General features: G+C 61.0%; 19 protein-coding genes. 15 read left to right on the forward strand and 4 right to left on the reverse strand.

Features of this window, described 5'->3' with window-relative positions; all coding sequences use genetic code 11:
* The first annotated feature begins 11 nt into the window (after positions 1-11).
* From AB3X99_RS30055 to AB3X99_RS30080, 6 genes are all read left to right on the forward strand, one after another.
* Complete coding sequence (locus AB3X99_RS30055) at positions 12-1,325, forward strand: MFS transporter (RefSeq protein ID WP_069268401.1); 1,314 nt, start codon at positions 12-14, stop codon at positions 1,323-1,325.
* The gene (locus AB3X99_RS30060) at positions 1,322-2,452 is read left to right on the forward strand and encodes an amidohydrolase (protein ID WP_368618985.1); all 1,131 of its coding nucleotides are present in this window, start codon (positions 1,322-1,324) and stop codon (positions 2,450-2,452) included. The genes AB3X99_RS30055 and AB3X99_RS30060 overlap by 4 nt, the downstream gene beginning before the upstream one ends.
* 540 nt (positions 2,453-2,992) lie before the next feature.
* Positions 2,993-3,775 (forward strand): hypothetical protein, encoded by a 783-nt coding sequence (locus tag AB3X99_RS30065; RefSeq protein WP_368618986.1) that lies wholly within the window; start codon positions 2,993-2,995, stop codon positions 3,773-3,775.
* Positions 3,776-3,813: 38 nt separating this feature from the next.
* On the forward strand, positions 3,814-4,260 hold the full coding sequence (locus AB3X99_RS30070) for a hypothetical protein (RefSeq protein ID WP_069268398.1): 447 nt from the start codon (positions 3,814-3,816) through the stop codon (positions 4,258-4,260).
* 55 nt (positions 4,261-4,315) lie between these two features.
* Positions 4,316-4,981 carry a response regulator transcription factor gene (locus AB3X99_RS30075; RefSeq protein ID WP_069268397.1) on the forward strand — a complete coding sequence of 222 codons (666 nt, stop codon included), beginning with the start codon at positions 4,316-4,318 and terminating at the stop codon, positions 4,979-4,981.
* Entirely contained in the window at positions 4,957-6,315 is a 1,359-nt protein-coding gene (locus AB3X99_RS30080; RefSeq protein WP_069268396.1) for a HAMP domain-containing sensor histidine kinase, read from the forward strand. Before AB3X99_RS30075 ends, AB3X99_RS30080 begins: the two co-directional genes overlap by 25 nt.
* Before the next feature lie 775 nt (positions 6,316-7,090).
* On the opposite strand, the gene AB3X99_RS30085 is transcribed toward AB3X99_RS30080, so the two are convergent.
* Both AB3X99_RS30085 and AB3X99_RS30090 read right to left on the reverse strand, forming a co-directional pair.
* Positions 7,091-8,467 (reverse strand): hypothetical protein, encoded by a 1,377-nt coding sequence (locus tag AB3X99_RS30085; protein WP_069268395.1) that lies wholly within the window; start codon positions 8,465-8,467, stop codon positions 7,091-7,093.
* A complete protein-coding gene (locus AB3X99_RS30090; protein WP_368618987.1) occupies positions 8,431-9,087 on the reverse strand; it encodes a hypothetical protein in 657 nt (218 codons plus the stop codon). The genes AB3X99_RS30085 and AB3X99_RS30090 overlap by 37 nt, the downstream gene beginning before the upstream one ends.
* Before the next feature lie 247 nt (positions 9,088-9,334).
* On the opposite strand from AB3X99_RS30090, the gene AB3X99_RS30095 reads away from it, so the two are divergent.
* The gene (locus AB3X99_RS30095) at positions 9,335-9,922 is read left to right on the forward strand and encodes a hypothetical protein (RefSeq protein WP_368605647.1); all 588 of its coding nucleotides are present in this window, start codon (positions 9,335-9,337) and stop codon (positions 9,920-9,922) included.
* A gap of 102 nt (positions 9,923-10,024) precedes the next feature.
* On the opposite strand, the gene AB3X99_RS30100 is transcribed toward AB3X99_RS30095, so the two are convergent.
* Positions 10,025-12,067 carry a ParB/RepB/Spo0J family partition protein gene (locus AB3X99_RS30100; RefSeq protein ID WP_069268393.1) on the reverse strand — a complete coding sequence of 681 codons (2,043 nt, stop codon included), beginning with the start codon at positions 12,065-12,067 and terminating at the stop codon, positions 10,025-10,027.
* Positions 12,068-12,284: 217 nt separating this feature from the next.
* Between AB3X99_RS30100 and AB3X99_RS30105 the strand changes: the two genes are divergently transcribed.
* The 6 genes from AB3X99_RS30105 (at position 12,285) to AB3X99_RS30130 (ending at position 15,830) form a co-directional block, all read left to right on the forward strand.
* Complete coding sequence (locus AB3X99_RS30105; protein WP_069268392.1) at positions 12,285-12,701, forward strand: antirestriction protein; 417 nt, start codon at positions 12,285-12,287, stop codon at positions 12,699-12,701.
* Between the two features lie 51 nt (positions 12,702-12,752).
* On the forward strand, positions 12,753-13,580 hold the full coding sequence (locus AB3X99_RS30110) for a DUF932 domain-containing protein (protein WP_069268391.1): 828 nt from the start codon (positions 12,753-12,755) through the stop codon (positions 13,578-13,580).
* A 51-nt stretch (positions 13,581-13,631) separates the two neighbouring features.
* Positions 13,632-13,940: a hypothetical protein gene (locus AB3X99_RS30115; RefSeq protein WP_069268390.1), complete on the forward strand. Its 309-nt coding sequence runs from the start codon at positions 13,632-13,634 to the stop codon at positions 13,938-13,940.
* A 63-nt stretch (positions 13,941-14,003) separates the two neighbouring features.
* Complete coding sequence (locus AB3X99_RS30120) at positions 14,004-14,234, forward strand: DUF3717 domain-containing protein (RefSeq protein WP_069268411.1); 231 nt, start codon at positions 14,004-14,006, stop codon at positions 14,232-14,234.
* Between the two features lie 1,120 nt (positions 14,235-15,354).
* Positions 15,355-15,645, forward strand: a complete 291-nt coding sequence (locus AB3X99_RS30125; RefSeq protein WP_069268389.1) for a transcriptional regulator — start codon at positions 15,355-15,357, stop codon at positions 15,643-15,645.
* A 44-nt stretch (positions 15,646-15,689) separates the two neighbouring features.
* On the forward strand, positions 15,690-15,830 hold the full coding sequence (locus AB3X99_RS30130) for a hypothetical protein (RefSeq protein ID WP_176732989.1): 141 nt from the start codon (positions 15,690-15,692) through the stop codon (positions 15,828-15,830).
* 541 nt (positions 15,831-16,371) lie between these two features.
* Here the strand turns inward: AB3X99_RS30130 and AB3X99_RS30135 are convergent.
* The gene (locus AB3X99_RS30135) at positions 16,372-17,766 is read right to left on the reverse strand and encodes a replication initiation protein (protein ID WP_368618988.1); all 1,395 of its coding nucleotides are present in this window, start codon (positions 17,764-17,766) and stop codon (positions 16,372-16,374) included.
* A gap of 1,095 nt (positions 17,767-18,861) precedes the next feature.
* Here AB3X99_RS30135 and AB3X99_RS30140 point away from each other — a divergent pair.
* Positions 18,862-20,067, forward strand: a complete 1,206-nt coding sequence (locus AB3X99_RS30140) for a ParA family protein (RefSeq protein ID WP_069268410.1) — start codon at positions 18,862-18,864, stop codon at positions 20,065-20,067.
* The gene (locus AB3X99_RS30145; RefSeq protein ID WP_069268387.1) at positions 20,064-21,053 is read left to right on the forward strand and encodes a ParB/RepB/Spo0J family partition protein; all 990 of its coding nucleotides are present in this window, start codon (positions 20,064-20,066) and stop codon (positions 21,051-21,053) included. The genes AB3X99_RS30140 and AB3X99_RS30145 overlap by 4 nt, the downstream gene beginning before the upstream one ends.
* Positions 21,054-21,619: the final 566 nt, after the last annotated feature.

Genomic DNA, 21,619 nt, shown 5'->3' on the forward strand with positions numbered 1-21,619 from the left:
GGAGACGAGACATGACATCCATTTCATCGAACACCACGACAGGCAGCGTGGTGGCTTCCACCGTCGAGCAGTCTGCGGTTAGAAAAGCCGCGTGGCGGTTCATTCCGCTACTCGCGCTTGCGTATTTCTTCAATTATCTTGATCGCACCAGCGTCGGTTTCGCGGCGTTGACGATGAATCACGATCTTGGCTTGAGCGCCACCCAATTCGGCTGGGGTGCGGGCATCATGTTCGCCGGGTACTGTGTGTTCGAGGTTCCGAGCAACCTGGCGCTATACCGCTTCGGCGCGCGACGCTGGCTTGCCCGCATCATGATCACGTGGGGCTTTTTCGCAGCGGCAACCGCGCTCGCCGTGGGGCCAAAAAGCTTCTACGTGATCCGGCTGCTGCTCGGTATCGGTGAGGCCGGCTTCTTTCCGGGTGTGATCTTTTTTCTCGCGGTCTGGTTTCCGGCTAGCTATCGCACTCGCGTGCTCGCATGGTTCACCGTCTCCACGCCGCTGTCGTCGCTCGTCGGTGGTCCGCTGTCCGCGGGACTGCTCCATATGGACGGTGTCCTGGGACTGGCGGGCTGGCGGTGGATGTTCATCGTTCAAGGACTGCCCGCGTGTGTCCTCGGTTTTCTGGTACTGAAAATGTTGGCGGACAAACCCGCCGATGCGAAGTGGTTGTCCCAGGAGGAACGGCAAGCTCTTCAAGGCGCGTTCGATCGGGAAGGCGCGTCCGGTCAGAAAAAGAAAAATTTCGTCGCAGCGTTGAAGGACGTACGCACCTACATTCTTGCGATGATCTCCTTCGGCTTCACGATGGGCTCTTACGGCATCGGTATCTGGCTGCCTCAGATGCTGAGGGCTCACGGGATGAGCGTGACGCAGACCGGCTGGATGTCGGCCGTGCCTTATTTCTTTGCCACAATCGCATTGCTCTGGTGGGCAAAGCGGGTCGATCGTCGCGGCGGCCCGATCGCCAATCTCGCCGCAGGGCTTTTGATTGGTGCGATTGCGCTGGGTGTCTCGACGTATTTCCATCAACTGGTTCCGGCCATGACCGGTATTACGCTGGCGTTGATCGGCACGATTGCGGGCCGCACGATCTTCTATACACTGCCGGCCCGGTTCCTTTCCGGACAGGCGGCTGCGGGTGGCCTCGCCTTCATTAACTCCATTGGTGCGCTCGGCGGATTTGCGGGACCGTACCTGGTGGGTTATCTGAAGGACAGTTTCGGTACGTTCTCGGCCGGCATGATTGGTCTTTCGATCGTGCTAGGCATCACGACTTTGCTGACCTTGTCGCTTTATGCCTTTGGCCGCGGGGAACAGGAATGAACAAATGCCCTTCGCCGCGGCGCCGGCAGCTGATTGGCGCTGCCGCAGCATCATTGATTTTCCCCGCTGTCACTCTGCGTCAAGCATTCGCAAAAGAGGAAACGCATTCCGTGAGTACAACCAGCAACTATCTTTCCGTTCGGGCTGACTGGCTCGCTTCCGGCACCGAAGCGGCGCTTGAGCCCGACCTGCCGATCGTCGACGCGCATCATCACTTTTATGATCGTCCGGGCTGGACCTATCTTCTCGATGAGTATCTTCAGGACGCGCAAACGGGCCATAACATCACCGCGTCGGTGTTCATGCAGGGGCTGACACGATATCGCCCGTCTGGTCCTGAGTCGCTGCGCCCGGTCGGAGAAATCGAGTATGTTGCTGGCGTCACGGCGCCTTTGCAAAAAAGCAAGCCGGAGGTTGCGAAGGGTATGGTCGGCTATGCAGATCTTCGCAGGGGAGCGGCGGTTCGCGATGTTCTCGAAGCAGAACTGCATGCCGGAGATGGTCGGTTCCGTGGCGTTCGACATCTCGTTACCTGGGATGCTGACCAGACGCTCGTCAATCCATTGTCGGCGGCGCCTCGAGGGCTGCTGCTCGACTCCGGCTACCGGGCAGGCGTCGCACAACTGGCTCCGCTGGGCCTGTCGTACGACGCATGGCTATTCTTCCCGCAGTTGCCGGAGCTGTTCGACCTGGCGAAGGCCTATCCTGATACGCCTTTCATCATCAACCATTGCGGAGGCGTGGTCCGGATTGCCAGCTATGCAAATCAGCGCGCAGAAGTGTTTGATGCCTGGTCCCGCTCGATGCGTACGCTCGCCCAGTTGCCGAATGTCTTTGTGAAGGTGGGCGGCCTCGGCATGCGCATTAATGGCTTCGAGTTTGAAAAGGGCGAACGTCCGTCGTCCTCGGACGATTTGGCCAAAACATGGAAGCCATGGATGTACACATGTATCGAGGCGTTCGGTGCAGAGCGCTGCATGTTCGAGAGCAACTTCCCGGTGGACAAGGGTTCCTATCCATTCAGCAACGGTTGGAACGCCTTCAAGAAGTTGACTGCGCACGCTAGCGCTGGCGAACGCGAGGCTTTGTTCCGCGGGACCGCGCGCAAGGTTTATCGCCTTACGTGAGCGCGTCGCATGGAGCGGCGGCAGGCGGCAAGCCTGGAATGACCGCTGTCCTTCCGACAGCTGCCTTCGGGCAATCCGTTGCGTATGACCGGATGGGGTCGGCTGCTGCCGAACGTCTGGACTTCGTCAAACGCTGAACTCCTATACCTTTTCCCAAATTCGGCGTAAGGCGCCGACGAACGACCCTGGCGAAGTGTGCCCACACGTCGTCAACGCTTACGTCGGGGGCAACAGATCAGAAAACCGCATCCGTTGTCATTGCTCGCCAGACCGCCAGGCGGCGACGTGACCTGCCCGAGGAAAAGCCCCATGTCGGACGTGCCATCGCCGAAGTCCGGCGCCGGCGATGGAGCGCCCGTTGGCAGCGATCCACCGCAAAGTGACGAACCGGGCCAAGTGTCGATATATCCCCCTGTCTAACAGCCCACCTGCAGTCGGTGTATGAGCCAGGAGGCGGCTCCAGAAGAACCCGGCTAAGGATCTGCTAAGTCTGAGTGTTCAGACTGCAGGTCCGTCACCCGATTTCCGAGGAGCCGCCGTATGACCTACACGTCCGATCGACCGGCGACACGCTGGCTCAACAAGGTGCCCGCGATCACTTTCGCGTTCTGGATCACCAAGATCATGTCGACCACGGTCGGCGAGACGGGTGCCGACTTTCTCGCGGTCAACGCGGGATGGGGACAAGGCGCAACGCGCGCGCTGATGACGTCGCTGCTTGCGATCGCGCTCATCCTGCAGATGCGCACGCGCAGGTACACACCATGGATCTACTGGCTTACGGTCGTGCTCGTGAGCGTCGTCGGCACGCAGATTACCGATCTGCTCACCGACGGCCTCGGTGTCAGCCTCTACATCAGCATGGGCGTATTTGCCATTGTGCTCGCGGCATTCTTCGCGATCTGGTATCGCGTCGAGGGCACCCTGGCGATCGACGCGATCGACACGGCGCGTCGCGAAGGGTTCTACTGGGCCGCGATCCTCTGCACGTTCGCGCTCGGCACGGCCGCCGGCGATCTCGCGACCGAAGCGCTGGGTCTCGGCTTCTCGCTCGGCGCGGTGTCGTTCGGCATCCTGTTGGCTGCGGCCTACACAGCATGGCGAATCGGCGCGAACGCGGTTCTCACGTTCTGGATCGCGTACATCCTGACGCGACCATTCGGGGCCTCGCTCGGCGACCTGCTCACGCAGTCGCGCAGCTACGGCGGGTTCGGCATGGGGGCCGCTTCGACGAGCCTGCTGTTCCTCACCGTGATCGTCGTGCTCGTCGCCGTCGCGCAGATCGGCGCGAGTAGCCGCGCGCGCGTCGAGACCGCCGAGTGACCGTCACGTTTCTTTCACCATCGAATCGAGGATTTTTCATGCGTTATCCCACCACGCTTTCGCGTCTGCTCGTTGCCGTTTCCGTGTGCGCTGCGCTCGGCCTCGCTGCCGGTTGCTCCAGACAGACCGGCAGCGCCGCCGCATCGACCACGGCGTCCGCCGCCGCACAGGGCGGTTCGCCCGCAAGCGCGTCGAAGCTCGGCGACCTCTCCCAGTTCCGCAGGATCGCGACCGATGTGTCCGTTCTCGTTGCCAGGGGCGACCTGGCTGGCGGCAAGACACGCATCAAGGATCTCGAGATCGCATGGGACGAGGCTGAAGCTGGCCTGAAGCCACGCGCGGCCGGCGACTGGCACGTACTCGACAAGGCGATCGACCGCGCGCTCGAAGCGCTGCGCGCCGACCACCCGCAGCAGAGCGACTGCACTGCCGCGATGGACGACCTCCTGCACACGTTCGACACGCTCGCCGGCAAGACCTCGTGACGCGCATGCGAAAATCACAGACGCTGATTCCGGCTATCGCTCGTGGAGTGGAGGCATGCGAATACTGCTTGTCGAAGACGACCCGATGATTGGCGAAGCTGTCCAGGCTGCGCTGAAGGACGCGTCGTACGCGGCGGATCGCGTCACGGACGGCGCGCTCGCGCTGACCGCGTTCGCCGCGCAGCGCTATGACCTGATCCTGCTCGACCTCGGCCTGCCCGGCCGGGACGGCCTCGGTGTGCTGGCCGGCATCCGCGCGAAGGGCAGCGCGGTACCGGTCATCATCATCACCGCGCGAGACGGCCTCGACGACCGCCTGCGCGGGCTCGACGGCGGCGCCGACGATTACATCCTCAAACCCTTCGAAATGGCCGAACTGCTCGCGCGGATTCGCGTGGCGATCCGGCGTCAGGTCGGCTCGGCCGCGCCCGTGATGAGCAACGGCATCGTGTCGCTTGACCCGGCGACACGCGAAGTCGCGGTCGGCGAGTGTACGCCGGTACAGTTGTCGAACCGTGAGTTTTCGTTGCTACGCGCGCTGCTCGTACGCCCCGGCGCGATCCTGTCGCGCAGCGAGCTCGAGGACCGCATCTACGGCTGGGGCGAGGAAGTCGAAAGCAACGCAGTCGAAGTCCTGATCCACTCGCTGCGCCGCAAGCTCGGCAGCACTGTGATCAAGAACGTCAGAGGTGTCGGATGGATGGTGTCAAGAAACGGCTGAAAGAATCGATCCAGTTCCGCCTGTCAGTCGCGCTCTCGGTTGCGATCCTGGTCGTCGCGACCGCGGCGGCGGCCTTCTCGTTCTCGTCGGCGTACGTCGAGGCACATGAATTCCAGGACGACGTGCTGCGTCAGATTGCGACGCTGCTCGATCGTCAGAGCGCGCCGATGCCTGCTTCGCCGACCGGCAGCGCCACACGCACGCCGGAAAGCGACGAAGTACCGCGCGTGATCGTCGAACCGCTGAACCGCGACGGGGCGCCGCTTGCTGCCAGCGACCGGCGACTCGCCGGTGCAGCGACGCTGCCGGACGGTTTCCATACGCTCGATGCGGACGGACAGACGCTGCGCGTGCTGATTCACACGCTCGCGAACGGCGAGCGTATCGCAGTCGCCCAGGATGCGGGCGTGCGGGATGACACCGCGCGCGAAGGCGCATGGCGGACAGCGATGCCGCTCATCATCCTGCTGCCGATTCTGCTGCTGGTCGTCGCCGATCTCGTACGCAAGATGCTGCGGCCGGTCGCGTCGCTGTCGGCCGAAATCGACGCGCGCAGCGAGCACGACCTGCAGCCAGTCGAGACCGATCACCTGCCCGCCGAGGTGCGGCCGTTCGTCGTGGCGATCAACCGGATGCTCGGACGTGTGGCGCAGTCGGTCGATGCGCAGCGCCGCTTCGTCGCCGACGCAGCGCACGAGCTTCGCTCACCACTCACGGCGATGTCGCTGCAGGCGGAGCGGCTCGGCGAGACGGATCTACCTGTTGACGCACGCGCGCGCCTGACCACGCTGCGCGGCGGCCTTGAGCGCAGCCGCAATCTGATCGAGCAGTTGCTCGCACTCGCACGGATACAGGCGAAGACAGCGCGGCCCATGGAACCGGTGTCGGTCCACGCGACCTGGCGGCGTGTGCTCGAAGACCTGATGCCACTTGCTGAAGCGAAGCATATTGATATCGGCGTCGAAGACGGGCCGGATGTGCGAGTGAGCGTCGACAGCATCGAGCTGACGACACTGATCAAGAATCTCGTCGACAACGCGATTCGCTACACGCCAGACAGGGGACGAGTCAATCTGGCCGTCCGGGAGACAGGAAGTCAGGCGCTGTTGACCGTTACCGACAACGGCCCGGGCATCTCGCCGCACGAGCGTGCTCGTGTGTTCGATCCGTTTTATCGCATCCCGGGTAACGAGCAGATCGGCTCAGGGCTCGGACTGGCAATCGTCCGGACGATTGCCGAGCGGATGGGTGCCGAAGTGAGTCTGGCACCCACCGACACGCATACGCAACGCGGCTTGCGCGTGTCGATGCGGATTCCATCGCAATCTCGCTGATCTCGCTGTGAGCGCACATCTTCCCGCCTCCGTCAGTCCGTACCCGGGGTGTCGTCAAGCCTCGGAAGTTTAAATTGACCCGGGCGGCGAGCGCTGATGGTCGCAAAGCCACGGACTTGATGAGCGGCCAATCTGCGATCTGACGTCCTCGTACAGGGAGCAGGGACGTAACTGTGTCATGGATGAAGCGGAACACCACGGCCACCACCACCGGTCACTCCGCAAGCGCGCCATCCTGATCAGAAAAGGCCGCCCTGCCGCGTGTCCCGCGCCGGGGGCAGCGACGCCCGGGCGCGCCGGGCCGCCGCACGTGCGCGACCAGTTCCGCCCTCGCCGCTCAGGAAGCCCGTCCCGCTGCCAAGCGTCAGGCCATCGGATCGATACGAGCCCGACACGTCAGGAGGTACACCACTCCCGCAGTTACCTCACTTGCTGGAGACGGGGGTTTTGCACCGTCTGCCTATGCTGGGAGGTTGGGCGCCGAAAGACCGTTAGTCGCATTTATGGACGGCCATCGCGGTTGGCAGCAGACGGGATTTGACAGTTGCCCGGTAATGTTGAAAAAGGCGCATTCGGTAATGGGCGCCCCGCAGCCGTCAACCATTGCGCACGGCCGCAACGATATTCACAACGGTCGGCAAGCTGTGACGCCCCCCAGCATGGCCGCTACCCAGGCGTCGTGGTCGGCGTCGCGCTGGTGATGGCGCGTGAGTCGCCGGCAAGAAGCGGAGCATCAATCAGAAAGATGAGCGGCTGACGGGGCACCGTGAATCGTTCAGACTGGCCTGGTCTGCGAAACACCGGCGAGATGCAGGATCTTTGCTGCGACCCTGCGGAAAAACGCGTCGTCCCGTTCCTTCTGGGCAGCATCATCAGCGACGCGATGCTCGATCAGAATGCCGCGGCGCTTCATGATTTCCTGAGTACGCAACTTGCGCTCGAGGTAGTCAGGATCGTCGGCGCCCATCGTCTCGATGACGATACGGTGCAGCCGTGCCGCAACGCCAACCGCTGCCACCGATCGGAACGTCAGTTCAAAGTCGGGGCGGCACCACTGGCTCGGCGCGTCGGTCCGCCTCACCTCCCGGTCAAAGAGCGGTTTCCAGAGCGTCACGTCAACGCCGTGCTTTTTGACCCACGCCATGACGTCGAACAGCAATTTCAGCGTGACTCGCTCATACCGGCTGTCCAGAGGTACGGGGCGCGCAAACGAATACGCATGCTGCGCGAACGCTTCCCGAACGCGCGCGTTGCCGTCGCGATCGCGGTCTACCACGCCGAGCACCCAGTAAGGGGGCTGCGTCAGTCGCTGATCGCGGCCTCCGGCGCGGATACCCTTTTCCGGGCGAAGAATGCACTCGCCCATGCTCGTTTTCTTGATTGCAGCGCCTGCGCGAAGCTCGTCGGCGACGAACAGCAGTAGCGCACTGCGTGCCTTCTTTTTCGGCCATACCAGGGCGTCGACCTCTGTCATCTTCTCGTTGAGATGTGTCCATGGCTTGAAATAGAGTATCTGCGAGAGTGATAGCTGCGGGCTCAGCGCCTGATCTGCTGCATATGCCTCGAGCCGCTCCCACGTTCTGGACTTGTCATTTAACGCGTCGACGTGCAGCCGTGCGAACCCGGCGTCGTCAAGAAGCGTGTGCAGGATGCGTCCGAGCCGCGGCAGGCGGCGCCCCCTTTCGCCAACGCCGCCCCCTGATCCCGTCGAGCCGCCCGGTCGTGCCGCGCCTTCATTCAGATCATCCAGGTAGTCAAGCGCGTCGCCCACTGGTCTGAGCGGATTGTGCTGGCCAGGGCGCGCGCAATCATCGTCCGGCTCAACGTCTTCCGGCTCCGGTGTCTGCCGGAACGACGCCAGGGCGCAGTGGTGCTCGCCGTATTGATGCATGCGCACGAAATGACGCGGGCCGTCTTCACGCATCCGAGCGGTCAACCGCGGCCGGCCACCGGGTGCTCTGACGCAGTCGCACTCGAGCCACAGACGCACATGTCGTCCGTCGTGCATCTCTTCGAGCACGGCTTCCACGAGTCTGACGTCCTCAGGCCGCACTTGCTGTCCGTCGCCGCAGAACCGCCGCACAGCTGCAGCTTCTTCAGCACTCAGATGTCGCCTCACCGTCCCGGGGTGATCCCGCTCGACAAGTTCCATGTTGCGCTCAGTGTGAGAGTCGGACGAGCATTGCGAGGCTGTGCACGCGCAGGAGCGAAGCCTTGTAGTCCAGAAACCCGCCATGCATCTGGCGGGCGAACGGTGGGATGGATACAGCTGCGCGTGTAGCCGTGTCTGATACAAGCGGTGCCAATGGTTCGGGGCGCGAACGACAGCCGTTGAAGGCGGACGATGCGTGATGACTGACTGCTCATGCGCACAAGACCGTCTTCGGCAAGAGTGCAAAGCATGTCGTTGATCTGCACCATCGACGTATCGAATCGCCTGGCCAGCTCGCCCGCAAGGTACTCGCGGCTCGACTCCATGATCTCAAGCATTCTTGCAGAATTGAGTTTCATCGGACTCCCCAGGAACAATGCTGAGAATATACTGCCGTCGCCAGGGTCCCGTCGCCGCCCGCGCATGAAAAGCCCGAAGTGCACAGCTGGGAGCACGCCAATTTCGTGCTCACGGACATCGCGCACGCCGACGCCTTTGCGAAGATGCGCATGCAATTCCTTTGGTGAAAAACTCCTGGTGCGCCCAGACGCACGTGCCACCGGTCTGTCTGCAAAGCAGCGCCGAGCGCGCTCGTTGGCGGCGGCTGCCGGGTTCTCCAAGGGGTATCCCCTTGGAGCACGCTATATGTAGACGGAAATGCGTCAGCATTTCCGTCTACATATACGTCGTGCCTCGCCCCGCAGCCAAGCGCCGGTCGATAGATCACGCATGGGCCGTAATGAATCGACGCTCAATCATTTCTGGACGGCCTGCGGATCATGAAAGATCGCATACCTAACAGATAGGATGCACCTTTCGATCATTCGCGGCATACTGTGTCCGTTCCCCCTGACGTGAGCGCTCAAAATGGACGCCCTGATTGCGGTACAACGCGCGCAACGCCTCGACACCCTCGCGGCTTCGTCCGATGGCCGGTCCAAGACCGCCCAGCTTCGCGACGTGTTCGAGAGCGTTGAACGTGCCATTCGCTCGGGCGTCCGGTACGCCGCGATCATCCAGGAACTCGCCGCAACCGGACTCGTCTTCACCTATCAGACCTTTGCTCTGACACTCAAAAGAATCCGGCGCGAACGGGGCATCGTGTCCCGCCTCACGCGCGCGTCACAGGCGGAAACTGGCCCGGCAGTCAGTCGCGCTCCCGCAGACGTGCCAAGGCAGGCGGCTAACCCGGTAGCAGCCGAACGCGGTGTGCCCGACAGTGAAACTGGCGTGGCCCCGGCTGTGGCGGCCGCGCGCCCCGCGGTGCGTGAGCGGCGCCCGATTGCGCCTGTCGGTGCAAAGCTGCCCGACGACTGGCTCACCGCAGAACTGACGCTTGAGCAGAAACACCTGTTGACGCACGAACAACGCATAGCGCGCGCAGATGCCAAGGTCAAACAGTACTGGCCCAACCCGTTCGACCCGGTGCCCCCCGAAAAAGACCAACCGGCATGAGCGCCGGTAATTTGACCCTGCATTCGCACGTGCAATGAAAAACCGCCCGGACTTCCATCCGGACGGCTTCGTGTGGACTACTCGAATGCGCGCGACGCGCGCTCAGTACGGCGCGTCTTCCTCCTCGCCAGGCGAGGCCTGCGCTTCGGACACTCCGTCCGCTTCGGCTGCAGCGGCGTCGCCGTTTTCGTCGTATTCCTCCTCGTCATCCTCGTGGTAGCCGTACGTGACGCGCTCCGGTACCTCCCGGTTACGCAGCACTTCCGGCAGCCAGCCCGAGTCCGTCATGCGAAGTTCCGCCGTCGTCGCTGCAGCGTCCTTCTTCATGCCGCGCACTTCGCTTGCCGCCTGGGGCGATACGCTTTCGCCCACAACGGCAGCAATCCGGTCTTTCGCCACGTGTTCGAAATACCCGGAGCGCGTCGGCTTCCAGTAGCGCGAAAGATCCACCGCAAGCGTGTTCGAGATCTCGTTCACCGCGTGCGGGCGGTCTGCGCTGCTGATCCCGTCCACCGTCGCCGCCACGCAGAACGCGAAGAGATTCGACAGCACGTCCTCGCCCTGTTCCAGCAGCCATGGCAGCAGGTCTGCCGCGCGCCTGGGCAGCATGCGTGACCACTTCTCGCGTTCGCCTTCCAGTGCCTCCCAGGCCACGCTCTCGCCCATGTCGTCGGCATTCGATACCAGCGCCTCGCGCGTCGTGTGCACGTCGATCCTGACCGCGTAGTCCAAATACGCGCGCCCGTACACGTCATCGAAAACGACCGGAATCATGCGCTGCATCAGCACAGCAAGGGCTACGGTCGGTTGCTGCGCAAGCTCGATCTGGACGGCGGCGGTACGGTGCGCGGTCAATCGTTTGCACAGCTTCTCTCCGTGCAACGGACGCTCCTTCGGTGCGCGCGCCGCACCTGCGCTCACCGCGTGCGTTGCGCGTGCCTGCGCAGTCGGTGCCTCCTCGCGTCGCACCAGCCCCCGCTCAATACAGACTCGGCCCTCGTCATCGAGATAGACATATGCGCCTGCCTGCTTCATCTCTTCCGGGTCGAACGCCTCGAAGCGCTCCGCGTACTGGTCCACGGCAAACGTCGCCGCCGTGGCCTCAGCCTCCAGACGCTCGCCCCGTTCTTCGTCCGGCTCACCGTCCTCGTCGTTGTACGCGTTTAGCGCGGCCTGAGCGGCGTCGGTCGTTGCGGTGAGCGCGGCCAGTTCGGCTTTCTCGTCCTTCGTCGGCTTGCGGGTGGTCGAGCCGATCCGGCCACAACGCAGGATCTCCATCGCCGGGTATTGCGTCCGTGCCTCGATCCATTGCCAGCCTTCCCTTCCGACCGCCTGGGATAGCTCGATCAGCCGTTCCGTTGCGAGCCGGTGCAACAGTTCGGCATCTTCCAGGTATCCCGCGTTTGCGTCGTCGCTGAACAGGTCGCGCCTCACGCGTCCGCCTGCCGCCTCGTAGGCGTCCAGGCCAACAAACCGCGCCAGGGCGCTTTCGCGTGCATCGATTGCCGCGAGCGTGATGGCCTTGCGCAACTCGTCCGGTCGCCGCTGCCAGCTATTGACGGCTTCGCCCCATACGCGTTCCTGCGTCGCGCGGTCATCAGCCAGGGCCAGCACCTTCGCCTGTTCGTAGTCGAGCCTGTCATTACGCAACAGGTCGAGCAGTGACGGCGAAAGGTTGGCGATTTTCAGCGCGCGGCGTACCGCAACATCCGGCACCGCGAACAGCGCTGCGATATGCGCCACGCTCTTTCCTTCCTCCATCAGCAGCCGGAATGCCACGCACTCATCCGCCAGATGCATCGCCTCACGTTCGCGGTTTTCGATTAGCGACGCGGCGACGGCTTCGCCCTCGCTGACGATCAGGACAGGTACTTCGTAGTCTTTAGTAATCCGCCCCTGCTCAACCAAAAGGTCGAGTGCAGCCAGGCGGCGCTGGCCCGCGCATACGCCAAGTTTCGGCAACTTCGCGCGGCCCTTCATTTCATGCACGACGAGGTTCTGCATCAAGCCTTTTTCGCCAATGGTTTCGGCCAGGGCTTCGATGCCGGTCGGCGCTTTCTTGCGAACGTTCAGGGATGACAGGCAAAGGCGGTTGTATGGAACGTACTGAATTCCACCGGCTGCGTTCGAGGTGGGTTCGGTCATCAGATTTCTCCGGTTCGGCCATCGCTTCATTGCGAGGCACAACTCTATTATATAGGGCTTTTAGCCCTTATAATGGCAATTGAAAATATGATTTATCATCTATTTCAGTATACACATCCAATCAAAAAGCCGTAATCACTCATTGATAGTTAGGGCTTTTAGACCTAATATAAACGTGTGCCTCGCAATGAAGCGATGGCCGAACCGGAGAAATCCGATGACCACTGAAGTTCAAAACCGCGTTACTTCTTCTGTCGTTCCCGACGAGTTGCGCCTGAAAGTGCTACTGCGCTACCTCGGTCGTCACTACCTCACAGGGGAATCCTTGGTGTATGACTGGGCCGCTCGTCTGTGCAGCAGATACGAGGGAGGTTTCTGGCATTTCTTCTCCCTCTCCAATGACGGCTTTTACATGGCTCCGGCCGATTCGGGCCGCGTGCATGTGCGCTGGCATATGAACGGCTACAGCGACATGATGGGCGCGGATGCCTTCGGCATTACCGTCACCCTCTTCGCCCTCTGTCACCTCGCGGAAAAGACCCTTGATGACACGATCATCGAGCGTTACCACCAGTTGCGTGAGTTCGCCACGCAGCACGTTGAAGCCGCGAACATCCTGCGCGCCATCGACTAACCGACCGGCCCCGGCCCCCGGGCCGGGTTGGCTCCTTCATTGGGGAATCAAATGAACAAGCTTACAACTCGTTTTAGCGGGAATGCCGTCGCGCTGCGTTCGCAGCATCCTCTGACGAATGACCAGATTGCAGAGGTTGCGCCTTCCATTCTTGCCCACACCGCGCACGAAAGCCGTTCGGCGCGCTACAGCTACATTCCGACAGTCGATGTACTCGACGCCCTGCGCAAGGAAGGGTTTCAGCCTTTCATGGTCTGCCAGACCCGAGTGCGCAATGAAGACATGCGCGATTTCACCAAGCACATGATCCGCCTGAGGCATGCCGACCAGATCGGCGGTCGCGAAGCCAACGAGGTTATCCTGGTCAACTCGCACAATGGCGCATCGAGCTACCAGATGATCGCCGGAATGATTCGCTGGGCCTGCCAGAACGGCATCGTATGCGGCAACGTGACGAACGATATCCGCATCCCGCACAAGGGTGATGTGATTGGCGAGGTCATCGAAGGCGCATTCAAGGTGGTGAAAAGCTTTGATGAGACGGCAGCGCAACGCGAAGGGATGGCGGCAACGGTGCTCGATGAGGGCGAACAGGTCGCCTTCGCCCGCGCAGCGCTCGCGTTGCGCTACGACGAGGGCGCGCCTGTGCCAGTGACGGAACGGCAGATTCTCGCGCCGCGTCGCGTCGAGGATCAGGGCTCCGATATCTGGACCACCTTCAACCGTGTGCAGGAAAACATGATTCGCGGTGGGCTGCACGGTCGGAACGCGAAGGGCAAGGCGACCACGACCCGAGCCGTCGCGGGCATCGATCAAAACATCCGTCTGAATCGTGCCTTGTGGGTGCTGGCTGACGAACTGCGCCGCCTGCGCGGCTAACCGGATCGCCCCGGCTTTGCGGTCGGGGCGCACCCAGAAAGGGGATCTCACATGGATCTGCTCAACACCCGTCCTACGTGGCTGTCCGCGCTGCTGCCGCTCCTGGCTGTTTGGCAGTACGGAGACCGTGACATCGTTCGCGGCGAACTATATCGCATGGCCCTGTCGGCTGACGCGGCGGCACAATCCGCCGATGCGCTCCGGCGCATTGCCAGCATGCTCGATCACAACGGCAATCCGGTAGAGATGCGTCGCGAGGAATTGCGCGCCATCGCCCGCGTCGCCCTGGCTGGTTTCGAGCGCGTGCCACCCTACGCACCTGTTGCCACGCTCATGGAGCACGACGGGAATCTGCATTAAATTTTGACATCCTTAATAATATTCAACGCCCGCGTAGAAATCGCGCGGGCCCGTGACGCAACCATGACTACCGTCTTAACCATTACTGAAATTGAACAGGCAATCAACTACTGGTGCGCACAGGAATCGCGTGGCCAGGGCGGGGCGCTGTGTGCGAAAGCGCGCCCCCTGGCTGAAGTGTACGGCCTGATGATCTACGAGCGCGCCACGTCTGTAGCGGTGTCGCGGCTCACGCCCGAACAGGTCGACGCCGTCCGCAAGGCGCTTGGAAACCAGCAACCGCCACCGTGTTAGCCTCGCGATCTGTCGCGACGCTAACCGAACTGCCGCGCGCTGGCGTCCATCCCCCTGCAGGCCAGGAGGTTGGATAATCGCGGGAGCATCGCGCGCGCCGCGCGCCCGGATCGAGGCGCACGGGGTCCCCGATGGCCGCATCGTCGGACATGGGGAGAGCGCCGGCGCGCCGCGTAAGCGGCGGGACGATCCGGTACGGCCCAGGCCGACCAGCCCGGGTCGTCAAGCGTCCGCAGGGCGCGTGTATCCCCCGCGGCGTAAGCCGTGGGGGCTGGATAATTACGGGAGTATCGCGCGCGCCGCGCGCCCGGATCGAGGCGCACGGGGTCCCCCATGGCCGCGTCGTCGGACATGGGGAGAGCGCCGGCGCGCCGCGTCAGCGGCGGGACGATCCAGTTTAGCCTAGGCAGACCATGGGCCGGGGTCGTCAAGCGCCCGCAGGGCGCGTGTATTCCCCGCGGCGTAAGCCGTGGGGGCTGGATAATCACGGGAGCATCGCGCGCGCCGCGCGCCCGGATCGAGGCGCACGGGGTCCCCCATGGCCGCGTCGTCGGACATGGGGAGAGCGTCAGCGGCGGGACGATCCGGTTTAGCCCAGGCAGACCATGGGCCGGGGTCGTCAAGCGCCCGCAGGGCGCGTGTATTCCCCGCGGCGTAAGCCGTGGGGGCTGGATAATCACGGGAGCATCGCGCGCGCCGCGCGCCCGGATCGAGGCGCACGGGGTCCCCCGTGGCCGCATCGTCGGACATGGGGAGAGCGCCGGCGCGCCGCGTCAGCGGCGGGACGATCCGGTTTAGCCCAGGCAGACCATGGGCCGGGGTCGTCAAGCGCCGCAGGGCGCGTATTTCCCCCGCGGCGCGAGCCGTGGGGGCTGGATAATCACGGGAGTATCGCGCGCCGCATGCTCGGATCGAGGCGCACGGTGTCCTCATGACCGCAAGTCGAACATGGGAAGAGCACCGGAGCGCCGCGTAAGCGGCGGGACGATGCGGTAGAGCCCAAGGCGGCCACCAACCGGGGTCGTCAAGCGCCACAGCGCGCATGTTTCCCCCCTCGGCGTAAGCCGTCGGGACTGGATCGTCACGAAGTACATGGAAGAATTAGCGGTTCGAGGTAAGGATGAGCTATCAAATTGAAATCCGGGCCGCCTGCCTGCGATCGGCGGAGGACGGCTGGGAACAGCCGAACGGAGCCGAAATTCAGGAGGTTATCCGTCGCACCGGCTTGCCGGGACGCGCGGTTGCGCGTTATCTCGGCTTGTCAGAATACGGCGGTCGGCAGGTGCGCCGCTGGATCAGCGAAGACGCCGCAATCCCTTACTCGGCTTGGGCCTTGTTGTGCGACCGGGCCGGGCTCGGGTGTATCTGGCGCCCAGCAGCAGACCGCGCCGGGCTGGATCCACTCCCATGACCGTGCATGTTTCGCCCGCGCAGACTCGAGGGGATGCTTTCTAGATGCAGTTGGCAATCGGGAAGCGGGAACTGGAAAGCGGGCGGGTGATGCACGAGCTCGTCAACGCCCGCCGCGCGTCGACGAACTGCGAGGCGGAAATCACTCACCTGCGGGTGACGACCCACAAGATTTGCCGCATGTGATCCATCACGCTTGAAACAGGCAGGTCGGCAGTATTCTTGCCTGACTGGGCGCCTCGGGCCTCCTGCTTCACGACGCGCGGGTTCGGTAACGCATAGCGGCGATCGCACCACGGTGCGTTCCAACAGCTATCGATCGATCCCTGCTGATGCCAACTATGCTGATGCGGATTTTCGCTTGCACGCGATGCGAAATCTCAGCTAGGAAAATCGCCATTCTATTTTCAATGCCATTCGATCAGGTCTCTCACGCACCCGACCTATAACTCGGCAATCCGGACGAATTGTTGCGGAAGGTGAATACCCGTCATAAAGCGAGATCGAGTGGAAGATCGATATGCGCGCTACCCATCAACCGGTCTGTCTCCAACTCAATAGGCAAAGCGTGGAGGTGCATCCGCGACGCGGCCACCTTCAGCTGCCGCACGAGAAGCATGGTGGTGAAACGGTCTCGGTTAACGCAACAACCGCGAATGCGAGCTAGCGAGCTAGCGGGAGATGCTGAGCAGGTCTACAAGGTGTAAAGCCGAGAGCTCGCGTACCGTTAAGCCTTGGAGGCGGCCTTCGCTTTGGTGCGCAGAAACACGAACGAGTAGAGCGCAAAGGATAGATCCTTATGCGCCAGCACGTCCGACTCATGAATCGTCGCCGGGTTGAGCTTCACCCGCTTGATGGCCAGTTTACCGGCCGCGGAGGCGATAAAGGAACGCATGAAGTCTTTTTGCGCCTTACCGTCCGCCTTGTGATACGCCTCACGGCCGAGGTCAGCATTCTCGACGGTCTGTGTTTTGCTGCGCTCCTCTGCCGCCGCAGTGCTTGCGGCGACGGCCGCTGTCGCCAATTGCTTCGCGCTGAACTCCACCCTCTCCTGTTCCTGCTGCTGTTGCTGTACCGTTAGCATTTTGCGATCAGCGTCCGATAGCTTGTAGCCGTCGGTGATAGCTTTTAGCAGGTAGGCGCCCGGACTCTTCTTGACTTGGCCGGAGTCGACCTTGGCGCGGGTGTATTCGATCGCCTGAAGAATACGCTCATCCGACCACACGGCGCGGTTTTGCGAGATGGTGTTGAACTGCTTTTCTGTGAAACCGAATTCGTTCTTCAGCGTCGTGTATATCTCTTGCGCGCCAAGCAGGCTCGCTCGAACGGCCCCAGCGGTTTCCTTTCGCGTCAGCCTGAAACGAATCCGGTCAATCTTTTTCGACTTCGGGCTCACGGTGCGAGTCTCGTAGCTCAGATCGATGTCCGAGACTGCGTTTATCTGCTTAACCGCCTTGTCGAGGTTGTCGCGTTTGAAATACTTGAATTCGGTTGCAGTCGACGCAGCCTTCCCTGGCCAAGCACGTACCACATCGACTTCGATCCACTCGGTTATGCCTTCCGCCACGTAACCGATGACGTGGTCGTAAATGGCTCGAGCATAGGTAAGCGTAAAGGCAGAGGTGATTCTCAGACTCAACCAGTGCGACTTTACCGGGTCCTTGATGTGCGGAATGAGCGGCTCAGGAACCGCAAAAGTGATGCGCCCTTTGTCGATACCCACGATACCGATGAGCTGTACGGACACCCACTTCTCGTCCTCCGCGGACGTACTGCCAGGGGGCGAGGCCGAAACTTGAATTAAGGCTTTTTGAGCCTCGGACACCACTGTTCGCAGGTGCTTGTAGTTGTAACTGTCATAACGCATGAGCCATCGGAAGTAGCTCAGCTCGACGTCATAAACCTTCGGGGTGGTCGGCTCCTGCGCCACGATGAAGTGCGCTGCATCCAGGAATCGCCTGGCTGTAATGCCAACATCGGTAATGTCGATAAAAACGTTGTTACGCTGATAGCCAATCTCCTTCGTCGATTCGTTGATTGGCGTATCGGTGGCGAGCATCTCCTCGAACAGCTCAAACGACAGCTGGCGCGAGGTTGCGCGCGTCATGATGTTGTTTGCCATCGAGGTGCCTGTCCCTAGTTGCCGGTCGCGCAGACTGTAGCACACGTAGGTGAGATGTCAAAACAAAAAGACTCACCATGACGGGGACCGTTTCAACAAATCTGCTCACCTTCCTCTAGGCACATGTCCGTTCAACAAATCTGCTCACCTTTCTGCTTTCGAGAGGCAGAAAGCCTCGGGGCGACGGTTGTATGTTTTTCAGAATCTCTTAAAAAGCAAAACGAACGAACAAACTACAGCGAAAAACAAAGATTCTTAAAAACAATGGGTTAGTCCCATGTAGGTGAGCAGTTTTGTGCCTGACGTGAGGACTTTTGTGGACCGAAAGTGAGGAGAAATCCATTGCGAGCGTGAGAAGTTTACCAGCGCAAAGTGAGGGATTCTGTGGCCGCAGATTGACGGTGAGCATTTTTGTTGAATGTTGCACCCGGTTGCGGAAAGCCTTACCTGACGGGGTCCTCGGCCGAAAATCGCTCGAAATGGGTGAGTCGTTTTGTTGAAGCATGGTGAGTGCTTTTGTGGCGCAGCGCAGCTGGGCTGCTCGGTTTACCGGCATGAACCGTAACAAGGCTCGCCGCACGGCAGGTTGCGGTCTGGGCATCTGTGGATAAGTCGATAGCCGGTGGACGATGGTGAGCACTTTTGTAGGCAAGTTGCCGTCGACCCTGCGTTCAACGCTTACGTTATGGGCTGCCGGGCGACTTACGACCAGGCTGCGGAGGAGGTTTCTGAGGCAAAGGTGCCTCGCGTTGTGTGCCAAGGCGATATGCCTGCAATTGGATGGTGAGAGAAATTGTTGAAAGTGCGAGGCAGGGCGCATCAATTGGCAGATTTCAACAATTCTTCTCACCCACCTTCACCCCTCCTCCACCGACTCCTCCAGCGAATTTCAACAATTTTTCTCACCATGAAACGTCGGAATGCTTGCGCACGAACCGCCAATTCTGGCCCTTCCGTTGCTTCGTTCGATCTTTTTGTGTTGTTTTCCAATGGGTTAGGTGGAAAATTTAAGAAACTTACTATCTGGAAGCGATTTTTCTAATGTTTTCGAGTATTCTACGCTTCGTCCCGATTTCCGGTGAAAGTGTAAAAACCATGTCTAAAGCCGAATTTCCCGCTATCACACGCAAGGTTCCCCTGGCGAAGATTGCCAAATTTGCGAAAAAACTGGACGGGCTGACGGCGGAGCTGCGCGAGCAAATCCTCACGCCGAGGCCGCGAAAGGCGCCGCCAAACTTTACGACTGCCGAAGTGGCAGACCTGTGCGGCTTGGACCGAACCAAGCTCCACTACCAAGCGACGCGGGAAGGAAGCGCGTTGCCGCCGGGCGTTGCGCACGGCACGGGCCGTAGCCGCCTGTTCACCTTGGCCGAGGCGCGTACCTACGTACAACAGTTGTCGGAAATCTATCAGTCGCCGCTCGTGACTGGTCGCGACGCCGACGGCAAGATTCTTCTGGTTGCCAACTTCAAGGGTGGGTCGACGAAGACAACGACGACGATGTGCATCTCGCAAGGGTTGTCGTTGCGCGGACGGAAGGTGCTCGTGGTTGACTTGGACCCGCAGGCCTCTCTGTCCGAACTCTGTGGACTCTATGCCGAGAACGAGGTCGACGAGGATTCGACCGTTCTGCCTTTTATCTATAACGAGGAGATGGAAGGCGGACTGGAATCTGCCATCAAGGAAACTTACTGGGACGGGCTGGATGTAATTCCCGCGCATCCATCGCTGTTCAGTGCTGAGTTCTTCATCCCCTCGATGCTTAAGACTCGCCCGAGCTATCAGTTTTGGGCAATCCTGCGCAAAGGCCTGGAGCCGCTGCGCAAGAAGTACGACTACATCATTCTGGACACAGCTCCCTCCCTCTCCTACCTTACATTGAACGCGCTGATGGCAGCTGATTCGATGGTGATGCCCTTGGTGCCGGAGAGCCTGGACTTCATCAGCTCGGTATCGTTCTGGGGGCTGTTTTCGGATATTGCCGCGAACTTCATGGAGAAGGAGTCAGACAAGGTCTACGACTTCATCTCCGTGATTCTGTCGAAGGTGGATACAAGCCCGACGTCGTCAGCACCCATCGTACGCTCGTGGACGCAACGCGCCTACGAAGACTGGCTGACCACCACCGAGATTCCCGCGAGTTCGGTGATGAGCAACGGCGCGCTCGCGCTCTCGACAGTGTTTGACCTCAGCAAATCCGACGGGGTCTCAAAGACGGTGCAGCGTGTACGCCAACCACTGGTTGAATACTGCAGGTGGATTGACAACATGTACATCGACGAATGGAGTCTCGCACAATGAGCAGTATTCGTGACCGTATGGCTCTCCAAACCGCCAACCTCCGGAAGACGTCCTCAATCTCTGACGATGAGATGGACGCGACCAAGCTCGCGGTCGAGAAGCCGAAGACAGGGCCTGGGATGGCAGGGGCGTTGGCAGCCGCACAACTCAAAATTCAAGAGTTGGAAGCGAGTGGTGGCCAGGCAACGATTCCTGTTGCGGAGGTTGTGCCTAATCCATGGCAACCGCGGCGGATCTTTGCCGAGGCCGAGCTTTCGGATCTTGCCGAGTCTATTCGCGAAAAGGGGTTGGTTCAGCCGGTGGCGGTGCGGCGCGTTGATTCCGTCTACCAGCTGGTCGCTGGCGAGCGGCGATTGCGTGCGCACAAGATGTTGGGCATGGAGCAAATCAAGGCGGTCATAGTCGACTGCTCTGATGAGGACATGGTTGTTCTTGCGTTGGTAGAGAACATCGGGCGGTCCAACCTAGCCGATTATGAAATTGCGATTTCGCTGCGTCGTGCGGAAGCAGAGTTTCCGAATCGAAAGCGGCTCGCCGAGTCCCTCGGTATGTCTCGCACCGGACTGTATCAGTTCTTGGCGTTCGACAAGCTGCCTGATTTCATTAAGGATCAATTGGACTTGCAGCCCGCGCTGCTTGGGTGCAATGCTGCAGAAGAAATTGTGTCGGCTATCAAAAAGCATGGCGCTGCCGGTTTGGCTGCGGCAAAGGACTTGTGGCCAGACGTTGTCAAAGGAGAAATTCTTCAGGGACGATATGCTGCCGCGATCGTAGCGCAGGCCACCCGTCAGGGTTCGAGAGCGGCGGCCCGCGAGCGGAGTATCGCGAAGTTCTTTTCGGGAAAGGAACAGGCCGGGAGCATTACGAAGGACGTGAACTCGTTCACCGTCAAAATCAAGACCGGGTCCCTTAGCGAAATTCAAGAGACTCGAATCCGGCAACTTATCAGCGAGCTTTACAGGGAAGAACCAAGCGCGCAGCAGTAATCGAACTTATTGGACAGAAGCCCGCAACTTTGCGGGTTTTTTTCGTCCCCAAAGCGATACGCCCGTAACACTAGAGTGTCGGCAATAAGGGAAGTTACAGGGAGCGCTCGGAGAGCGCGTGCCCGCGAGGTTTCGACGCGCTGAACCCGACATGGCCCCACGGCTCGGACGACGTCGTGCGGTGTCAGTAGTACCGACACTTCGGCCTTTCGTTCCGACCTGACCCGCACCGCACGTTGTACCTCGAACGGACGTCAAGGTGTCAGGATAGCGCCATGGCTCGGGCGACGTCGTGCGGTGTCAGTAGTACCGACACTTCGGTCTTTCGGTGCGGCTTGACCCGCGCTGCACGTTGTACCTCGAGCGGATGTCGAGGTGTCAGTATTACTGACACGCTGAACCTCCGGATAGCGGCCATGGCTCAGGCGACGTCGTGATGTGTCAGTAGTACCGACACTTTGGCGACCTGTGCTTACGCCAACTGCAGGTTAGGTGTTGCCTGAATGAGAATAGGCTTAAACGAGGCCTGCCTGTCTGAAAGACGTTCCGTCGAATGGACCATGTGA

Source organism: Paraburkholderia sp. BR10882, from assembly GCF_040948855.1.
GTDB classification, from domain to species: Bacteria; Pseudomonadota; Gammaproteobacteria; order Burkholderiales; family Burkholderiaceae; genus Paraburkholderia; species Paraburkholderia nodosa_A.

Excerpts from the sequence above, each read along its gene's own strand:
- AB3X99_RS30135 (WP_368618988.1), bottom strand. The coding sequence starts at position 17,766 with ATGGCAAACAACATCATGACGCGCGCAACCTCGCGCCAGCTGTCGTTT.
- AB3X99_RS30125 (WP_069268389.1), top strand. The coding sequence starts at position 15,355 with ATGAGCTATCAAATTGAAATCCGGGCCGCCTGCCTGCGATCGGCGGAG.
- AB3X99_RS30065 (WP_368618986.1), top strand. The coding sequence starts at position 2,993 with ATGACCTACACGTCCGATCGACCGGCGACACGCTGGCTCAACAAGGTG.
- AB3X99_RS30140 (WP_069268410.1), top strand. The coding sequence starts at position 18,862 with ATGTCTAAAGCCGAATTTCCCGCTATCACACGCAAGGTTCCCCTGGCG.
- AB3X99_RS30105 (WP_069268392.1), top strand. The coding sequence starts at position 12,285 with ATGACCACTGAAGTTCAAAACCGCGTTACTTCTTCTGTCGTTCCCGAC.
- AB3X99_RS30055 (WP_069268401.1), top strand. The coding sequence starts at position 12 with ATGACATCCATTTCATCGAACACCACGACAGGCAGCGTGGTGGCTTCC.
- AB3X99_RS30120 (WP_069268411.1), top strand. The coding sequence starts at position 14,004 with ATGACTACCGTCTTAACCATTACTGAAATTGAACAGGCAATCAACTAC.
- AB3X99_RS30085 (WP_069268395.1), bottom strand. The coding sequence starts at position 8,467 with ATGGAACTTGTCGAGCGGGATCACCCCGGGACGGTGAGGCGACATCTG.
- AB3X99_RS30130 (WP_176732989.1), top strand. The coding sequence starts at position 15,690 with ATGCAGTTGGCAATCGGGAAGCGGGAACTGGAAAGCGGGCGGGTGATG.
- AB3X99_RS30115 (WP_069268390.1), top strand. The coding sequence starts at position 13,632 with ATGGATCTGCTCAACACCCGTCCTACGTGGCTGTCCGCGCTGCTGCCG.
- AB3X99_RS30075 (WP_069268397.1), top strand. The coding sequence starts at position 4,316 with ATGCGAATACTGCTTGTCGAAGACGACCCGATGATTGGCGAAGCTGTC.
- AB3X99_RS30070 (WP_069268398.1), top strand. The coding sequence starts at position 3,814 with ATGCGTTATCCCACCACGCTTTCGCGTCTGCTCGTTGCCGTTTCCGTG.
- AB3X99_RS30145 (WP_069268387.1), top strand. The coding sequence starts at position 20,064 with ATGAGCAGTATTCGTGACCGTATGGCTCTCCAAACCGCCAACCTCCGG.
- AB3X99_RS30095 (WP_368605647.1), top strand. The coding sequence starts at position 9,335 with ATGGACGCCCTGATTGCGGTACAACGCGCGCAACGCCTCGACACCCTC.
- AB3X99_RS30100 (WP_069268393.1), bottom strand. The coding sequence starts at position 12,067 with ATGACCGAACCCACCTCGAACGCAGCCGGTGGAATTCAGTACGTTCCA.
- AB3X99_RS30060 (WP_368618985.1), top strand. The coding sequence starts at position 1,322 with ATGAACAAATGCCCTTCGCCGCGGCGCCGGCAGCTGATTGGCGCTGCC.
- AB3X99_RS30080 (WP_069268396.1), top strand. The coding sequence starts at position 4,957 with ATGGATGGTGTCAAGAAACGGCTGAAAGAATCGATCCAGTTCCGCCTG.
- AB3X99_RS30110 (WP_069268391.1), top strand. The coding sequence starts at position 12,753 with ATGAACAAGCTTACAACTCGTTTTAGCGGGAATGCCGTCGCGCTGCGT.